Genomic DNA, 17016 nt, shown 5'->3' on the forward strand with positions numbered 1-17016 from the left:
GATGTCCATGGCAACAAAAAAGGCGACCACAATGGGCCGCCTTTCCAGACAGATTAGTTGATGATCAACCCAGCAGTTCTTTGACTTTGGCAACAGTTGCTTCGGCAGTGATGCCGAAGTGCTTGTAAAGCTCGCCTGCAGGGGCGGACGCACCAAAGCTGGACATGCCGATAAAGCCTGCCTTGGCTTCGCGACCACGCTCACCCAGCAGCCAGCGGTCCCAGCCACCGGCCCGCACGGCGGCCTCGATGCCAACGCGGACGGCTCCAGCGGGCAGAACGCGTTTGCGGTAGGCTTCGTCTTGTTCAGCGAACAGCTCCATACAGGGCATGGAAACGACGCGAGTGCCGATGCCGTCAGCTTCAAGCATCGCTTTGGCTTCCATTGCCAGCGACACCTCGGACCCGGTGGCAATCAGGATGGCCTGACGTTTGCCTTCAGCCTCGGCCAGAACATAGGCACCTTGGGCAACCAAGTTTTTGGTCTTGTGATCCTTGCGCACGGTCGGCACGCCCTGACGGGTCAACGACAGGACAGATGGGCTTTCCTTGAAGGTCAGCGCCAACTCCCATGCTTCAGCGGTTTCAACGGTGTCGGCAGGGCGGAACACATATGTGTTGGGTGTTGCACGGCTGATGGCCAGATGTTCGACCGGCTGGTGGGTCGGGCCGTCTTCGCCCAGACCGATGGAATCGTGGGTCATCACGAAGACCGACGGGATTTTCATCAGCGCAGCCAGACGCATGGACGGGCGGGCATAGTCGGTGAAGGCCATGAAGGTCCCGCCATAAGGGCGGATGCCACCGTGCAACGCCATGCCGTTCATCGCAGCGGCCATGCCGTGTTCCCGGATCCCGTAATGGATGTAGCGGCCCTTGCGATTTTCCGGCAGGAACACACCCATATCGGCCGATTTGGTGTTGTTAGAGCCCGTCAGGTCAGCCGATCCGCCCACGGTTTCGGTCATGATCGGGTTCACGACGTTCAGAACCTTTTCAGAAGACGCGCGGGTGGCCAGCTTGGGCTGATCCTCGGACATCTGTTTCTTGAACGAACGGATCGCACCAGCCAGTTTCTTGGGTGCCTCAAACGCATAGGCGCGGTTGAACTCGGCCTGTTTGCGCTCGGACAGTTGCGCAAAGCGTTCTTCCCAAGCGGCACGTTCGGCAGCACCGCGCGCACCAATCGCTTCCCACGCGGCTTTCACATTCGCAGGAATCTCGAACGCGTCATGAGGCCAGCCATAGCCTTCTTTGGCGGCTTTCAACTGGTCTTGATCGGTCAGCGCACCGTGGCCTTTCGACGTATCCTGCGCCGCGTGACCCAGAGCGATGTGGCTTTCGCAGGCAATCATGGTCGGCTTGTTTGACTTTTTCGCCTGTACGATGGCTGCATCAATCGCCTGTGGATCATGGCCGTCGATCTCGATTACATGCCAGCCCGAGGCCGCGAAACGGCGCACCTGATCGGTGCGGTCGGCGATGTCGACAGTGCCGTCGATGGTGATGTTGTTGTTGTCCCAGAAAACGATCAGCTTGCTTAGTTCATGGCGCCCGGCCAGAGTGATCGCCTCTTGGCTGACACCTTCCATCAAACAACCATCGCCTGCGATCACGTAAGTGTAGTGATCGACGACTTTCTTACCGTAATGCGCGCGCTGAATCTCTTCGGCCATGGCAAAGCCTACAGCGTTCGAAATGCCCTGACCCAGCGGGCCGGTGGTGGTCTCGATCCCGTCGACCAGGAAATTCTCGGGGTGACCTGCGGTTTTGGCACCCAGCTGGCGGAAGTTCTTGATCTCGTCCAGCGTGACGTCCGAATGACCTGTGAGATACAGCAACGAATAGATCAGCATCGAGCCGTGACCGGCGGACAGGATGAACCGGTCGCGATCTGGCCAGCTTGGGGCCGAGGCGTCGAATTTCAGGTGCTTCTCAAACAGAACGGTGGCAACATCAGCCATGCCCATTGGCATGCCGGAATGGCCGGAATTGGCGGCGGCGACGGCGTCCAGGGTCAGGGTGCGGATGGCCGCAGCTTTGTCCCAATGTTCGGGGTTTGCATTGCGCAGCGCAGTCAGGTCCACGGGCGTTGTTCCTTTGGATTAAGGGCAGATTGCGCGCTCAATACCATTCAGTCCCCAAAGTGCAAGCAGAACTGGGGGTTACGATGCGATTGAGGTTCAAGAACGCATTCCAAGTGGTTGAAAGCAAACAGTGGGTATTTTCTACGGCATTGGGTTAGACTAGGCCAATACGTGGATTAAATTGATTCGTACAAACCACAGTACAAGGGACCTTGGACAAGAGGTGGCAGGGGCATGAGCCAGATCGAAGAATTACAGCGCCGTATTATCGCTGCGATGGAGCGGATCGGAACCGGGGTCGATGCCTTGCAAAACGCGGCGCCGGTCGAAGCCGGTGAAGATGAGACGCTGCGCGCGGCATTAGATGACGAACGGGTTGCGAACGCTCAATTGGAAGAGCGGCTGAAAACGCTTAAGCTGCGTCACGAGCAAGAAGTCGACGCCATGCGCGCCGACATGGAAAAGCTTCGAAACGTACCCACCGAAAGCCCTGAAACGGGCATGCTGCGCGAACAACTGGCCGAGGCGACCGCGAAACTAGCAGCGGTTGAGGCCGCGCGATCCGAGTTGGCAGAGGCAAAGGCCGCGCTCGAAAATCAGGACGAGGTGAATGCGCTTCGGGCTGAAAACGATCAACTGAAAAGTATCGCTACTGCGGCAGAGGCCCTTCAAACCGAAAACACTCGGTTGAAATCCGAACTTGCCGATAGTGAACGTGTCGCTGAGCTTAGCGCAGAGCTAGAGATGCTTCGCGCAGAACGCAGCAGCCACGGGGCAGCAATGTCTCGACTGGATGACGACTTGCAGCGCATGCGCAAGGCAAACGAACAATTACGCCAATCCGTAGATGAGCTGCGCGCGGCATCGGAAAACGGAATGACGGATGCGGAACTGTTGAACCGCGCCACAGTTGCCGAATTGGAAGCGACGCGTGCGGCGCAGGCGACGGATGCAGCCGAAGCCCATGCCGTGCTTGCACGATTGGAGCCCTTGTTATCGCAAGCTAAGCTGGCTGAAGGAGAGGTAGAGTAATGCCCGAAGTTACCATTCAAATCGGCGGGCGCGGCTTTGATGTATCGTGCCAGGACGGTGAAGAGGTTTTCCTGCAAGCTGCTGCCAAGTTGCTAGACGATGAGGCGCAGGTTCTGTCTGACCAGATCGGACGTATGCCAGAGTCCAGGATGCTGCTGATGGCGGGCCTTATGCTGGCTGACAAGACCGCCGCGACCGAGGACAAAATCCGCTCGCTAGAAGGGCAACTGGCTCAAGCTCAGGCAGAGGTTCAAGCTTTGCAAAATAAGCCGCAGCCTGCACCTGAAAGGGTAGAAGTTGCTGTCGTTCCTCCATCGGTGACGGATACGCTTGCTGAACTCGCAGCGCGTGCCGAAGCGCTGGCCTCGGTTGTCGAAGAGAAATCGGACGGATGATCCAGCGGACAGCATGTGTTGTGGGGCTGTGCGCGGGCGTTTTCGCTACATCAGCTTGGGCTCAGATGGATATTTTGCCCGTGACCTTTAACTGCGACGGTGGGGTCCAGTTGCAGGTGGCGTATTTCAACGCGCCGGACGGAACAAGCGCTGCTGCGATGATGGTCGATAACCAACTGGTCGCACTGCAGCAAACTGTAAGTGGATCAGGGATACGCTACGAATCCACCGGACCGAGTGGGCGTTACATCCTGAGGTCTAAAGGTTGGGATGCCACAGTCAGCTTCCTGGCGGCCGGTGATGCCGCCAGTGAAGATATCGTTCTTGAGAACTGTTCCAGCCGCTAATCAGGCGTTGGCTTCGCGAATTTTGTCGGCTGCATCCTTGTTGTAGCCGACTCCATTGTCGTCAAACAACGTGTCCAGCTCGCCGGACAAGGTCATCTCGGTGATGATGTCGCATCCACCTACGAATTCGCCTTTGACGTAAAGCTGCGGTACGGTCGGCCAATCAGAATAGTCTTTGATGCCCTGACGGACCTCTTCGTCGGCCAGAACGTTCACATCGGTGTAATCAACGCCCATGTAATTCAGAACACCAGCAACGCGGGATGAGAAACCACATTGCGGCATCTCCTTGGTACCTTTCATGTACAGCACCACATCGTTAGCTTTGACTGTTTCGTCGATCTGGGTTTTCACATCGATCATTTTGCGTTTCCTTCATAGATCGCGTCTATGGCTGACGTTTATTCCTTGTCGCCACGCGTTTTCGTCGTTTGTTTTCTTAACCAGGTCTAGGTCAGTTGCTTCCATTCCCAACGGTGATTTTTCATTTGGATCGGGCGGTTTCCAACCACCCATTGATTTGAGAACTTTCCAAAGAAACTTGATCATTCCGGCACTTTAGTAGTCAGCGCAAGCGCGTGCAGCTCTCCATCTGGGCCATCCATCTTGCCTTTCAAGGCCGCATAAACTGCGCGCTGTTGCTGGACACGGTTTTTACCGCGAAAGCTTTCATCCACGACCATGGCGGACATATGGACGCCGTCGCTGCCGCCAACCTGTATTTCCGCATCCGGAAAGGCTTCGCGCAGCAGGTGTTCGATTTCGTGGGCGCTCATCGGCATGTAGGTTACTCCTGAAAGTCTTTCCCAAGATGTAGAGCGCCAACGCGAGGCGCGCAAGGGTGTGAAAGGGGCTGTAAAACGACAAAACCTGCGCTCGGCAAAGCGCAGGTTTTTTAGCCATCCTATGATGAGGTTTTAAGCGACAGCCTCAGCAAAACTGTTGCGGAAGGTGGCAGTCATTTCGGACAGAGGGGCCTCGGAACTACCGATCCGCACATTTTCGCCGGTGAACCGACCGACTGAAACCAATGGAACGCCAGCCTGACCGGCCGCGATCATCAACGCTTCGGCCTGATCAAAGTTGCACGCTACGAGATAACGTGCCTGATCTTCGCCAAACAGAAAGTCAGTTGAAGCATCATCAAGATGCACACCAACCCCAGCCGCCTCTGCCAATTCGAAAGCTGCCAGTGCTAGGCCGCCGTCACCCAGATCTGTGCAGGCCTTGATCATCTCGCGGTTGGCACGGATGAAGTCGCCGTTGCGCTTTTCAGCCTCCAGATCGACATGAGGGGCGTCACCGTCTTCGCGGTTGAACACCTCCGCCAGCAGGGCGGACTGGCCCAGATGGCCCTTCGTTTCGCCAATAACCAGCGCGACATGGCCTTCGCGGACCTCATTGCCGATGATCTCATCGGTGTGGTTAAGCAGGCCGACCGCGCCAATGGTCGGGGTCGGCAGGATCGCCTGGCCGTCGGTCTCGTTATAAAGCGAGACGTTGCCAGAAACGATGGGCATATCCAGCGCGGCGACGGCTTCGCCGATGCCTTTGATCGCCCCAACGAACTGGCCCATGATCTCTGGCTTTTCAGGGTTGCCGAAGTTCAGGTTGTCAGTGGTTGCCAGGGGCTTGGCGCCGACCGCTGTCAAGTTGCGGTAAGCCTCGGCAACTGCTTGTTTACCGCCTTCAATCGGGTTCGCACGGACGTAACGCGGTGTGACGTCGCTGGTGAAAGCCAGTGCTTTGTCTGTGCCATGCACGCGGACCATGCCAGCACCCAACCCCGGAGTGCGGGCTGTGTCGGCCATGACCATTGTGTCATACTGCTCGTAGACCCACTGTTTCCCAGCGTAGTTGGGCGAAGAGAGCAGGGCGCGCAGACCGTCGATTGGGTCGATCTGCGGAACCTCGGCCAGTTCCTCGGCCTCTGGTGTGGCGACCCACGGGCGGTCATATTCCGGCGCGGTCGAGGAGAGTTTGGACAGGACCAGATCGGCTTTGACCTCGCCATTATGGACGATGAGGAAGCGGTCTTCGGCGATTGTTTCGCCAACAATGGCGAAATCCAGATCCCATTTTTCGAACACGGCGCGGGCCTCGGCTTCAAGCTCGGGCTTGAGGACCATCAACATCCGTTCCTGAGATTCCGACAGCATCATCTCATAGGCGGTCATGTTTTCTTCGCGCTGGGGAACGTTTTCCAGATCAAGGCGCACACCAAGACCGCCCTTATCACCCATCTCAACGGCGGAACAGGTCAGGCCCGCAGCACCCATATCCTGGATCGAGATTACGGCACCGGTCTGCATCAACTCCAGCGTCGCCTCCATCAGGCGCTTTTCGGTGAACGGGTCGCCGACCTGAACGGTAGGGCGCTTTTCTTCGATCGTGTCGTCGAATTCGGCCGAGGCCATGGTCGCGCCGCCGACACCATCGCGGCCGGTTTTGGCACCCAGATAGACGACCGGCATACCAACGCCCGAAGCGGCCGAGTAGAAAATCTTATCGCTGTCAGCCAGGCCAGCGGCAAATGCGTTTACTAGGCAGTTGCCGTTATAAGCTGGGTGGAAGCGAACCTCGCCACCAACGCACGGCACGCCAAAACAGTTGCCATAGCCGCCGATGCCTTCAACCACGCCGTTGACCAACTGACGGGTTTTGTGGTGACCGGGTTCACCAAACGACAGAGCGTTCATTGAGGCGATGGGCCGCGCACCCATGGTGAAGACGTCACGCAAAATTCCGCCGACACCGGTTGCGGCACCTTGGTATGGTTCGATGTATGAGGGGTGGTTGTGGCTTTCCATCTTGAACACCACCGCCTGACCGTCGCCGATATCTACAACGCCGGCGTTTTCACCGGGACCGCAGATCACCTGAGGGCCAGAGGTCGGCAGAGTGCGCAGCCATTTCTTGGAAGATTTATACGAGCAGTGCTCGTTCCACATGGCTGAGAAAATGCCCAGCTCTGTAAACGTCGGCTCGCGCCCAATGATCTCGAGGATCATATCGTATTCTTCGGGCTTGAGCCCATGTGCAGCAATCAGATCCGGGGTGATGGCGGGCTCTTGCATCGTTTGTCCTGTGTCCAAAGGGGCCGAGATTTCGCGCCTTTTAGGGCAAGGGCGCGCCCGTGGGAAGGGTCAAGACACCGCAGAGGTCAAAAGCACGGAAAATTTGGGGGTTTGAACCGCACCCAATACCATTTTGGGTGCGGTCAATAGGGTTAACCTTGGGCCGGGCCCTGGCCCTGATTAACGGCGTCGCTGGCCGCCGCGCCGATAGCTGCCTTTTGTTGATCGGTGATGTGCTCAGCTTCTTCTAACCCCGGAATCGCCACACGAACCTCGCGGCGGGCAAAGTCGATCCCGTTTTCCTTAAAGGCCGCTTTGACGCGGTTGAAGATTTCCTTACGAAGGGTGAACTGCTTGCCTGGCTTGGCCATGAATTTGCCGCGGATGATCATGCCCACGTCGTCAAAATCGAACACACCTTGCGACTTGAAGGGCTGCAGGAATCCGTCCTTGTGCAGTTCGTCTTCCATCATCTCGGCACCGATCTTCTTGAAGATCTTCTTGACCTTGTTGGGGTCGGTGTCGAAGGGCACTGTGAACTTCAGCTTCATGATGACCCAGTCGCGACTGTAGTTGGTCAACTTCTGAATCTCGCCGTACGGAATGGTGTGGACCGGGCCGCGATGATGGCGCAGCTGCATTGACCGGATTGAGATTTTTTCGACAGTTCCGGTCGTTCCGCCAACGTCGACATACTCACCCACCCGGAACGCGTCATCGATCAGGAAGAAAATACCCCCCACGATGTCCGACACCAGTTTCTGAGCACCAAAGCCAATGGCGAGGCCCAGGATACCGGCACCGGCCAAAAGCGGCGTGATGTCCAGACCCAGCGCGCCTAGCGCAAGAAGTATGAAGATCACAGCTATAGCAATCTGAGCCGTAACCCGCAGAAGGGGTAAAACAGTGGCCAGACGCGAACCACCCGCGCCGCCGCCTTCGCCAGCTTCTTCGTCTGGGCTCTGCCCAGAGGCGGTCATCTCTTTGGCAAGGCGGCGGTTAATCCAGAGTGAGACGACTTCGTTCAGAATGTAGCCCACCGCAATGATAATGAAGAACTGGATCAGACGACTGCCGGATTCGTCGCCGCCTCCCGCGATTTCTCGCAAGTCCAGGTCCCAGGCATTGGCGATCATCAGTATCACCAGAATGCCAGCCAATACGCGACCGATGCGAATGTAACTGCGTTTTGTCGACTTATAGGCCTGTTCGGCAATCGGGCCTTCGCCCAGCATGGGGGGCTGCAGGTGGCGTACAAGGCCGCGGATCAACGTATCCAGCGCGGGCGCGATCAACAGCCAGAACATCGTGGTGAAATGTGCGCCTTTGACCAACAGCGCAATCGTGGTTGGATCACGTTGAGCGACAAGGAACTCAACCAAAACCCAACTGGCGGCTGACACTCCAATTGCGAAGTAGGGGTAGTAATGGGCGACTTGCTCGTCGAACTGACTGTAGTCCGGATCGGTCCCCAACATCATTTGCGACAGACCTTCGCGTGCTGTCCACGCGATCAAGCCGATGTAAATATGAATGGCTGCGTTGAACCAGAAGATGATGCGCGTGTCTTCGCCAGTAACGCCATTCAGGTCGTTGAAGTGGATCAGGAACAAGGTGAACCCGATCAGGAACAAGAGGCCAATCAGATTTCGGTGCAAATACTGCGCCCAGTGGTCGTCGGTGTTAACCAAACGGTATTTTGGCTGTTTTGGGGCCAGCAGGAAGCGTGAAACAGCGGCACCAAGGCGGGGAATCCAGATCAGATAGAACACGAAAGGTGCGGCATAGGTGATCTGCTCTTGTGTGAGCACTGCGCGCCCTAAGGCGCGGATCACGACGTAGAACACCACAAGTCCAGCGATTTCGCGGCAAAAGCGGCGAAACAGGTAGTTAACGGCGCCCCAAAGGTCACCTTCATCGCCGACTTTCGATGTTTCGTGCCACTTGCGGGTCAACAGGTTGAACAGTTTTTCGGCCACAAAACCCGCGACAAGAACCGACAAAACCAAACCGAACAGAACAAATACGCCGGTTTCCCCGAATGTGGTGGAAAAGTTGCTGAACGCGACGACCTGAGCCGAGAAGATATTCGGTATCGTTGTCAGGACATGGGTCCAGGAGCCGACCATCTCGGCCCAGATTTCACTTATTTCCGTAAGTGGGTCTTCGACGTTTGCCTGTTCCGCGGCGCGTTGTTCGGCGACGGCGTCCAGACGCTCCAGCAGGATGGCGCGCACTTGATCGTCAGACATTCTGGCAACAAGATCATCGACCTGCTCGGGCGTTAAATTCTCAGGGATGGTGACTGGCGTAGGGGTGCCTGCCTCCTGAGCGGTAACAGGCCCGGCGACAATAACGGCCAAAATCAACGCCAGCAAAAGGCGGATGGGGTGAAACATCGAATCTGTCCTCGATCATGCGTCTTGGTAATTTTTTCGTGATCATACGGATAAGTATCGGATTTTCCCAGATGTTTCGTCGTGTTGAAGCGGGCTTCTGAACGCAAAGCCAAAAAAAAGGCCGAGCACTAAGCTCGGCCGTAGTCCAACAGGGAGGTATGAAGATGATGAGCGTTTCAGCATCACCGCCTTCGAGTGCTCATTTAGGGATCAGTTTGTTAACGATCAAGATTTAACAGGCTGTAGTTTCGGCATGTCCGCTATGCTTAGGGTGCATAGCTAGAGTTTTCCCATTTGCTTCAGCTGTTTGCGCTGCGCAATGATCTCATCCTGGACAAAGTCCCTAAAGGCTGCAACGCGTTTGGAATGGCGCAGTTCCTCGGGGTACGCGAGGTACACCGGTACGTCAGCCGTTTCTATGTCTGACAAGATGGGCACCAGATGCGAGAAATCCTGTGTCACATAGTCTGGCAAAACACCGATGCCCAAATTGTGAAGCACCCCTTGAAGCACCCCGAAGTAGTTGTTCACCGTCAACAAAGAGCCGGGATTGTACGTCATCAGATGGCGGACCATTGCGGCGCTGGCACCAACCTGCGGTGCAGCCGGTGTCTGGCAAATCAGACGATGTTTCGCGATGTCTTCAAGGGTTTTTGGGTGGCCAGCGCCACCGTCAAGATATTCCTGCGTTGCATAGAGCTGCATCTGGACCGTCATTAGCCGTTTGCGAACCAAATCAGCCTGACTGGGTTCTTTCATACGGATTGCGACGTCAGCTTCGCGCATTGGCAGATCAAGGACCCGTTCTTCAAGCATCAGGTCGATGTTAAGGTCTGGGTATTGTTCATAAAGTTTCGGCAGACGCGGTGCGAGCCAGAGCGTTCCGAAACCAAAAGTTGTAGTAACGCGCAGAACACCGAACACTTCTTCTTCGCTGTCCCGAATTCTGGCAGCTGCGGCGTCCAGGCGTTTTGACATGGCCGAAGTCGCATCGAACAAAAGCTCACCCTGTTCTGTCAGGATCAGGCCGCGTGCGTGCCGGTGGAACAATGTCGAATCAAGGGATTCTTCCAGTGCCCGAATTTGCCGGCTGACGGCGGATTGCGACAGATTCAGCTTGTCACCAGCGTGTGTCAGGCTGCCCGCATCCGCGACCGCGTGAAATATCCTAAGCTTGTCCCAATCCATCGCCGCAACTTTCGTTATCCTTCGGAACGCCTATATGAAATAGGTGATAACTTCCATAATCAAAGGCTGAAATCCTTATGATTCAGTGGATAAACTCTATGCAGGTCAGAAATGATGACCTATTATGTTCATAAATGAAGCACACTGATCTGACGAGGGGAGACGTCTGATGAGTCAGCCACATATAACTCTGAACGACAGGTTCGATCTGAAGAAAAGCCCGGTCTTATTGAACGGCACGCAGGCGCTTGTGCGCCTGATGTTGATGCAAAAAGCCAGAGATCGAAAGCTGGGGTTGAACACCGCTGGTCTTGTGACCGGATACCGTGGATCGCCCTTGGGCGCGGTCGATCAACAGATGATGCGCGCGCAGAAGCAGTTGGCCGAAAGCGATGTGACCTTCCAGTTTGGGTTGAATGAGGATCTTGCTGCGACGGCGTTATGGGGCAGTCAGCAGGCAGGTTTGCGCGGAGATGGTCTGTACGATGGTGTTTTCGGGCTTTGGTACGGCAAAGGTCCCGGGGTGGATCGTTCCGGCGACGTGATGCGCCACGCCAACATGGCCGGAACGGCCGAGCACGGTGGTGTTCTGATGGCGATGGGTGATGACCATACCGGCGAAAGCTCGACCGTCTTACATCAATCCGAATGGTCACTGGTCGACATGTACATGCCTGTCGTCAGTCCCGCAGGTGTCCAAGAGATACTGGATTACGGGATTTATGGGTTTGCGCTCAGCCGTTTTGCGGGTGTTTGGGTGGGGCTAAAGACTATGAAAGACACGATCGAGGTGACCTCGGTTGTGGATGGAAGCCCTGAGCGCATGAACGTAATCGTACCCGAATTCGACATGCCCGAAGGTGGTCTGAATATTCGGCTAGGCGATACGCCCCACCTGCAGGAGGGGCGTATTATCGACTACAAGCGCTTTGCGGCCGAGACGTTTTCTCACGCCAACAAGATGGACAAGCGCGTATGGGGTAAACCTGGTGCAAAGATCGGTTTCGTTGCGGCCGGTAAAAACTGGCTGGATCTTACCCATGCGCTGTCGCTTTTGAATATTGACGCCACCGAAGCTGAACGTCTAGGTATCACCACCTACAAGATTGGTCAGACATTTCCCTTGGACATGGCGGGCTTTCACGACTGGGCCGAAGGTCTTGATCTGATTGTTATCGTTGAGGAAAAGCGCAAGCTGATTGAGGTTCAGGTCAAAGAGGCCATTTTCGACGACCGGCGTGGTCGCCGTGTTTATGGGTGGTACAAGGGCGGGGCTGGAACGCTGCACCGCGAAGAGCTGTTCCCAACGCGCGGTGCCCTTGATCCCAACATGATCGCGGAAAAGCTGGGTGGAATTCTGATCGAAGAAGGTCGCGACACAGATGGTGTGCGGGCAGGTCTGGAAAAACTGACCGAGGCACGGCGGGCCGACAACGCCGAAGAGATCGCGACGCGACTTCCGTATTTCTGTTCAGGCTGTCCGCATAACAGTTCCACCAAAGTTCCCGACGGTAGCCGGGCTTATGCGGGCATCGGATGTCACTACATGGTCCAATGGATGGATCGGAACACCTCGGGTTTTACGCAGATGGGGGGTGAAGGGGCCAACTGGATTGGTGAGGCGCCGTTTTCAAAAACCAAGCATGTGTTCCAGAACCTCGGCGATGGAACTTACAACCACTCGGGCGTACAGGCGATACGGGCTGCTTTGTCTGCGGGCACCAATATTACGTTCAAGATCCTCTTTAATGACGCTGTTGCAATGACAGGTGGGCAAGAGAACGAAGGTGACCTGACCGCCGAACGCATCGTGGCCGAGGTCAAAGCCATGGGCGTCAAAGACGTGGTGGTCGTCTATGACGAAAAAGAGGATGTGAATTTCAAGGCTCTGCCCTCCGGGATCGAAGCATTTGAACGTGCTGAGTTGATGCATGTTCAGGAAAAGCTGCGTGAGGTCGAGGGAGTCTCGGTCATTGTGTACATCCAGACCTGCGCCGCGGAAAAGCGGCGCAGGCGCAAGCGTGGAACGTTCCCAGATCCCGACAAACGCGTGTTTATCAATACTGACATATGCGAAGGCTGCGGTGATTGTGGAACTCAGTCGAATTGCGTGTCAATCGTCCCCAAAGAGACCGAGCTTGGCCGAAAACGCGCGATCGATCAATCAAGCTGCAACAAGGATTTCTCTTGTCTTAAGGGGTTTTGCCCGTCTTTCGTGACGCTGGAGGGCGCGCAAATCCGCAAAGAGGCAACAACCAATATCGACCTGCCGGATTTACCCGCACCGACTCTGCCGCAGATCAACGGTACCCATAACGTGGTCATTACAGGGATTGGCGGAACCGGGGTTGTCACACTGGGTGCTGTGCTTGCACAGGCGGCCCAAATTGACGGGAAAGGGGCCGGCATGATGGAGATGGCCGGTTTGGCGCAGAAAGGCGGGGCGGTGCATATCCATTGCCGTCTTGCGAACCGACCTGAAGACATCAGCGCCATTCGCGTAGCAACGGGTGAGGCCCATGCGTTAATCGGCGGCGATCTTGTCGTCTCGGCAGGTGCAAAGACGCTTGGTTTGACGCGGTCCGGGCAAACAGGTGCCGTCGTGAACAGCCACGAAACGGTTACCGGCGATTTCACGCGCGATACCAAGTTCAGAATACCGGGTGACCGGCTAGAGCTTGCGTTACAGGCACGGCTCAAAGACGATGTTTCGTTGTTCGATGCAACCGACCTTGCGCGCGCTGTGATGGGGGACTCGATCTATTCGAACATGATGGTCTTTGGGGCCGCGTGGCAGCGAGGGTTGCTGCCGATCAGCCATAATGCCGTAATCGCTGCAATTGAACTGAATGGAACGGCGGTTGAGCGTAACAAACGCGCGTTTGATATCGGTCGCTGGGCCGTGTTGCACCCAGAAAAGGTGCGCGAGGTTTTGCAGCCGAACGTCACCGAACTCCCCCAAACGCCGGAACAGCGTATCGCATTCCGCGCGGATCATCTGAAGGCTTACCAAAGTGGCCGGTTGGCCAAACGGTATCGCAAGCTTGTCGAAGCGTTTGATGATGTCGAAATCCGCGATGCCGTTGCGAAAGGGTATCATAAGCTGTTGTCCTATAAGGATGAATACGAAGTGGCGCGATTGTTGCTGTCCACGCGGGAAAAAGCGGCTGCTGAATTCGATGGCGATTTCAAAATGACGTTTCACCTTGCACCACCGATCCTGGGTGGAACAGGTACTGACGGTCGTCCACGTAAACGGTCTTACGGAGAGTGGATGCAGGGCCCGTTGAAACTGATGAGCAAGCTCAAGGTTTTGCGCGGCACACCGCTGGATATCTTTGGCTACAGTGCCGAACGTCGCATGGAACGGGCTCTGATCAAGCAGTATGAACGCGACCTGAAAGAGGTTATGCCCATGATCTCTGACCAAACGCGTGATGCCGTCATTGCCTTGGCGCAGCTGCCTTTGGACATACGCGGGTTCGGCCCAGTGCTGAAGGAAAACGAAGCCAAAGCGGCAAAACGCCGAGAAGAGCTTTTGACCGTCATACGAAACGGAGGGCCGGATTTGCAGGCTGCTGCCGAGTAAATCGTCACAACTCTGTCACGATCACTAGGCAAAATCGTCTCTTACACCTATTTTGCAGGCACAAAATCTGGAGACTCCAATGCCCTCGCGCCGCCATGTCGCACGTGACATCTCGTATGCCTATTCCGCCGAGACAAAAGGCGGAAGAATGGTCATCAAGTTGATGGAGAACACGACGGGCCGTATGCGTCTGATTAAACGTGCTGACGGGTACGAAGAAGAGGTCGCTCAGGGCCGGGATTTCTGGGCTGTTATGGTTGAACGGTATGGGCTGTCATTGGACATAGTTAGCGGTTCGTTGTCGAATATTCCGAAGACCGGGCCGCTTATTCTGATTGCCAATCATCCTTACGGGATTCTGGACGGGATGATGATGGGGCATATCCTGTCGCAAGCGCGTGGTGATTTCAGGATTTTGGCCAACCACGTGTTCAGAAAAGCCCAGGACTTGAACAAAATTATCCTGCCGATTTCGTTCGATGAAACAAAAGAGGCAATGAAGCAAAACCTGGAGACTCGGAAAACGGCCTTGAATTACCTGAGCGATGGTGGCGCCATTGGAATATTCCCCGGCGGAACGGTCAGTACAGGTGTGAAACCGTTCTCGTATCCAATGGATCCGGGATGGCGTGGTTTCACTGCTCGGATGGTGGCAAAATCGAACGCAACGGTCGTGCCAGTATTTTTTGAAGGTCATACGTCGCGCTTGTTCCAGATCGCCAGTCATTTGCACAACACGCTGCGGATGGGCCTGCTGATAAAAGAGTTCAAAAAACGCGTCGATACGCCGGTTAAAGTGGTGATTGGCAATCCGATCGACCGCGACGTCTTGGATCCTTTGGCAAAGGATACGCGCAAGATGATGGATTTCCTTCGCAAAGCCACGTATGAGCTGTCTCCGAAGCCGTTGAAGTCTTATGATTACGGCTATGAATTCGAGGAACGGCATCGCGCCTGAAGGGGCAAATGGCAGTAGGTATTTTTGATTCAGGGCTGGGCGGTCTGACCGTATTGGACGCCGCGCAGAAGCATCTGCCTGAGGTGGATTTTCTGTACTATGCGGACAGTGCGCATGCGCCATACGGCGTGCGTGATGCTGAAGACATCTACGGGTTAACGCGCGGAGCGGTAAATGATCTGTGGTCCCGTGGATGTGATCTGGTGATTCTGGCCTGCAACACGGCCAGTGCGGCAGCGTTGCGCCGTATGCAGGAAGAAGGCGTTCCAGAAGGCAAGCGCGTGTTGGGCGTGTTCGTTCCGCTGATCGAAGCTTTGACCGAGCGGCAATGGGGTGACAACAGTCCGCCGCGCGAAGTGGCCGTGAAACACGTAGCCTTGTTCGCCACGCCTGCGACGGTTTCAAGCCGAGCGTTTCAGCGTGAGCTTGCCTTCCGAGCGATCGGGGTTGATGTCGAAGCACAGGCCTGTGGTGGGGTCGTCGATGCGATCGAAGACGGCGACATGATCTTGGCTGAAGCCTTGGTGCGCAGCCACGTTGATGCGCTCAAGCGCAAGATGCCCGAGCCTCAGGCTGCTATTCTGGGATGTACGCATTATCCGCTGATGGCCGAAACGTTCCAGCAAGCGTTGGGAGATGAAGTTCAGGTTTTCAGCCAGGGAGACTTGGTTGCAGAGAGCCTTGGAGATTATCTAAAGCGCCACCCAAATATGTTGGGGCAGGGCGCTGGCGGATTTCTGACGACAGGAAAGCCCGATGTGGTAAGCGACCGGGCCACGCAGTTCCTCCGACGAAAGATCACCTTCAAAGCGGTCTGACCTAGGTCAAGGACGACGTCCACCCGTTCCCGTAGTTCAAAAACCGTCGCATAGGCGGTCAAATCATGTGGCACACTAGAATAGAGGTCTGACATGGCCCACAAAATCGCAATCTTAGGCGCGTCCGGTTACACCGGGGCCGAGTTGGTGCGGCTGATCGCCGAACATCCGAATATGGAAATCAGGGCTCTTGCGGCTGAAAGAAAAGCTGGTCAGTCGATGGCGCAGGTTTTTCCCCATCTGCGCCACATGCAACTGCCGGACCTGTGCAAAATCTCAGAGATCGACTTTTCGCAGATTGACCTGTGCTTTTGCGCCTTACCGCACAAAACCAGCCAGGAGGTTATTCGTGACCTTCCCCGAAATTTGAAGATCGTCGATCTGTCCGCAGATTTCCGACTGAACGATCCCGCCGAGTACGAAAAGTGGTATGGAAACGCGCACGCCGCTTTGGATCAGCAGGACGAGGCGGTTTACGGTCTGACTGAATTCTACCGCGAAGACATCCGCGCCGCGCGGCTGGTCGCAGGAACGGGCTGTAACGCAGCAACCGGACAATACGTCCTTCGACCTCTAATCACAGCGGGTGTAATTGACCTGGACGATATCATTCTGGACTTGAAATGCGCGGTGTCAGGCGCGGGCCGGTCGCTCAAGGAAAACCTGCTGCACGCCGAGTTGAGCGAAGGCTACAACGCCTATGCTGTTGGCGGAACGCACCGTCATCTGGGCGAATTCGATCAGGAGTTTTCAGCCCTAGCCGGGCGTCCGGTGCATGTTCAGTTTACACCTCACCTTGTACCCGCCAATCGCGGGATTCTTGCTACGACTTACGTCAAAGGTGACCCGGCCAGCGTCTATGATACACTGGCGAAAACCTATGAGCACGAACCATTTATCCAGATGCTCCCTTTTGGTGAGACGCCGTCGACCCATCATGTTCGCGGCTCGAACTATTGCCACATAGGCGTAGTCGGCGACCGTATCGAACGTCGCGCCATAGTGATCGGTGCATTGGATAACCTGACAAAAGGTAGCAGTGGGCAAGCCTTGCAGAATGCTAACCTGATGTTAGGTGAAACTGAAACCGCAGGCCTGTTGATGGCCCCTCTGTTTCCGTGAGGATG

General features: G+C 55.8%; 13 protein-coding genes. 7 read left to right on the forward strand and 6 right to left on the reverse strand.

The features are described from left to right. Nucleotides 1–64: 64 nt before the first annotated feature. Nucleotides 65–2086, reverse strand: a complete 2022-nt coding sequence (tkt, locus tag ACR0DG_RS00300; RefSeq protein ID WP_480693396.1) for a transketolase — start codon at nt 2084–2086, stop codon at nt 65–67. 234 nt (nt 2087–2320) lie between these two features. Here tkt and ACR0DG_RS00305 point away from each other — a divergent pair, with 234 nt between their 5' ends. The 3 genes from ACR0DG_RS00305 (at nt 2321) to ACR0DG_RS00315 (ending at nt 3860) form a co-directional block, all read left to right on the forward strand. After that, nucleotides 2321–3118 carry a hypothetical protein gene (locus tag ACR0DG_RS00305; RefSeq protein WP_480693397.1) on the forward strand — a complete coding sequence of 266 codons (798 nt, stop codon included), beginning with the start codon at nt 2321–2323 and terminating at the stop codon, nt 3116–3118. Beyond that, nucleotides 3118–3513, forward strand: a complete 396-nt coding sequence (locus ACR0DG_RS00310; RefSeq protein ID WP_480693398.1) for a cell division protein ZapA — start codon at nt 3118–3120, stop codon at nt 3511–3513. Before ACR0DG_RS00305 ends, ACR0DG_RS00310 begins: the two co-directional genes overlap by 1 nt. 65 nt (nt 3514–3578) lie before the next feature. Further along, complete coding sequence (locus ACR0DG_RS00315; RefSeq protein ID WP_480707012.1) at nt 3579–3860, forward strand: MliC family protein; 282 nt, start codon at nt 3579–3581, stop codon at nt 3858–3860. On the opposite strand, the gene grxD is transcribed toward ACR0DG_RS00315, so the two are convergent. The 5 genes from grxD to ACR0DG_RS00340 form a co-directional block, all read right to left on the reverse strand. Beyond that, nucleotides 3861–4223, reverse strand: coding sequence for a Grx4 family monothiol glutaredoxin (grxD, locus tag ACR0DG_RS00320; protein ID WP_480693400.1), 363 nt, complete (start codon nt 4221–4223; stop codon nt 3861–3863). Nucleotides 4224–4405: 182 nt separating this feature from the next. Then, nucleotides 4406–4642, reverse strand: a complete 237-nt coding sequence (locus ACR0DG_RS00325; protein WP_170354080.1) for a BolA/IbaG family iron-sulfur metabolism protein — start codon at nt 4640–4642, stop codon at nt 4406–4408. A gap of 135 nt (nt 4643–4777) precedes the next feature. Then, nucleotides 4778–6937: a phosphoribosylformylglycinamidine synthase subunit PurL gene (gene purL, locus ACR0DG_RS00330; protein WP_480693401.1), complete on the reverse strand. Its 2160-nt coding sequence runs from the start codon at nt 6935–6937 to the stop codon at nt 4778–4780. Nucleotides 6938–7089: 152 nt separating this feature from the next. Further along, on the reverse strand, nt 7090–9336 hold the full coding sequence (locus ACR0DG_RS00335) for a mechanosensitive ion channel family protein (RefSeq protein ID WP_480693402.1): 2247 nt from the start codon (nt 9334–9336) through the stop codon (nt 7090–7092). A gap of 279 nt (nt 9337–9615) precedes the next feature. Then, nucleotides 9616–10524, reverse strand: coding sequence for a LysR family transcriptional regulator (locus ACR0DG_RS00340; protein ID WP_480693403.1), 909 nt, complete (start codon nt 10522–10524; stop codon nt 9616–9618). A 169-nt stretch (nt 10525–10693) separates the two neighbouring features. Between ACR0DG_RS00340 and ACR0DG_RS00345 the strand changes: the two genes are divergently transcribed. From ACR0DG_RS00345 to argC, 4 genes are all read left to right on the forward strand, one after another. Next, a complete protein-coding gene (locus ACR0DG_RS00345) occupies nt 10694–14113 on the forward strand; it encodes an indolepyruvate ferredoxin oxidoreductase family protein (protein WP_480693404.1) in 3420 nt (1139 codons plus the stop codon). 79 nt (nt 14114–14192) lie between these two features. After that, nucleotides 14193–15071 carry a lysophospholipid acyltransferase family protein gene (locus ACR0DG_RS00350; protein WP_480693405.1) on the forward strand — a complete coding sequence of 293 codons (879 nt, stop codon included), beginning with the start codon at nt 14193–14195 and terminating at the stop codon, nt 15069–15071. 8 nt (nt 15072–15079) lie between these two features. Beyond that, the gene (locus tag ACR0DG_RS00355) at nt 15080–15889 is read left to right on the forward strand and encodes a glutamate racemase (protein WP_480693406.1); all 810 of its coding nucleotides are present in this window, start codon (nt 15080–15082) and stop codon (nt 15887–15889) included. A 93-nt stretch (nt 15890–15982) separates the two neighbouring features. Beyond that, the gene (gene argC / locus ACR0DG_RS00360) at nt 15983–17011 is read left to right on the forward strand and encodes an N-acetyl-gamma-glutamyl-phosphate reductase (RefSeq protein WP_480693407.1); all 1029 of its coding nucleotides are present in this window, start codon (nt 15983–15985) and stop codon (nt 17009–17011) included. Nucleotides 17012–17016: the final 5 nt, after the last annotated feature.

The sequence above is a fragment of the Ruegeria sp. BG8 genome, from assembly GCF_056538325.1.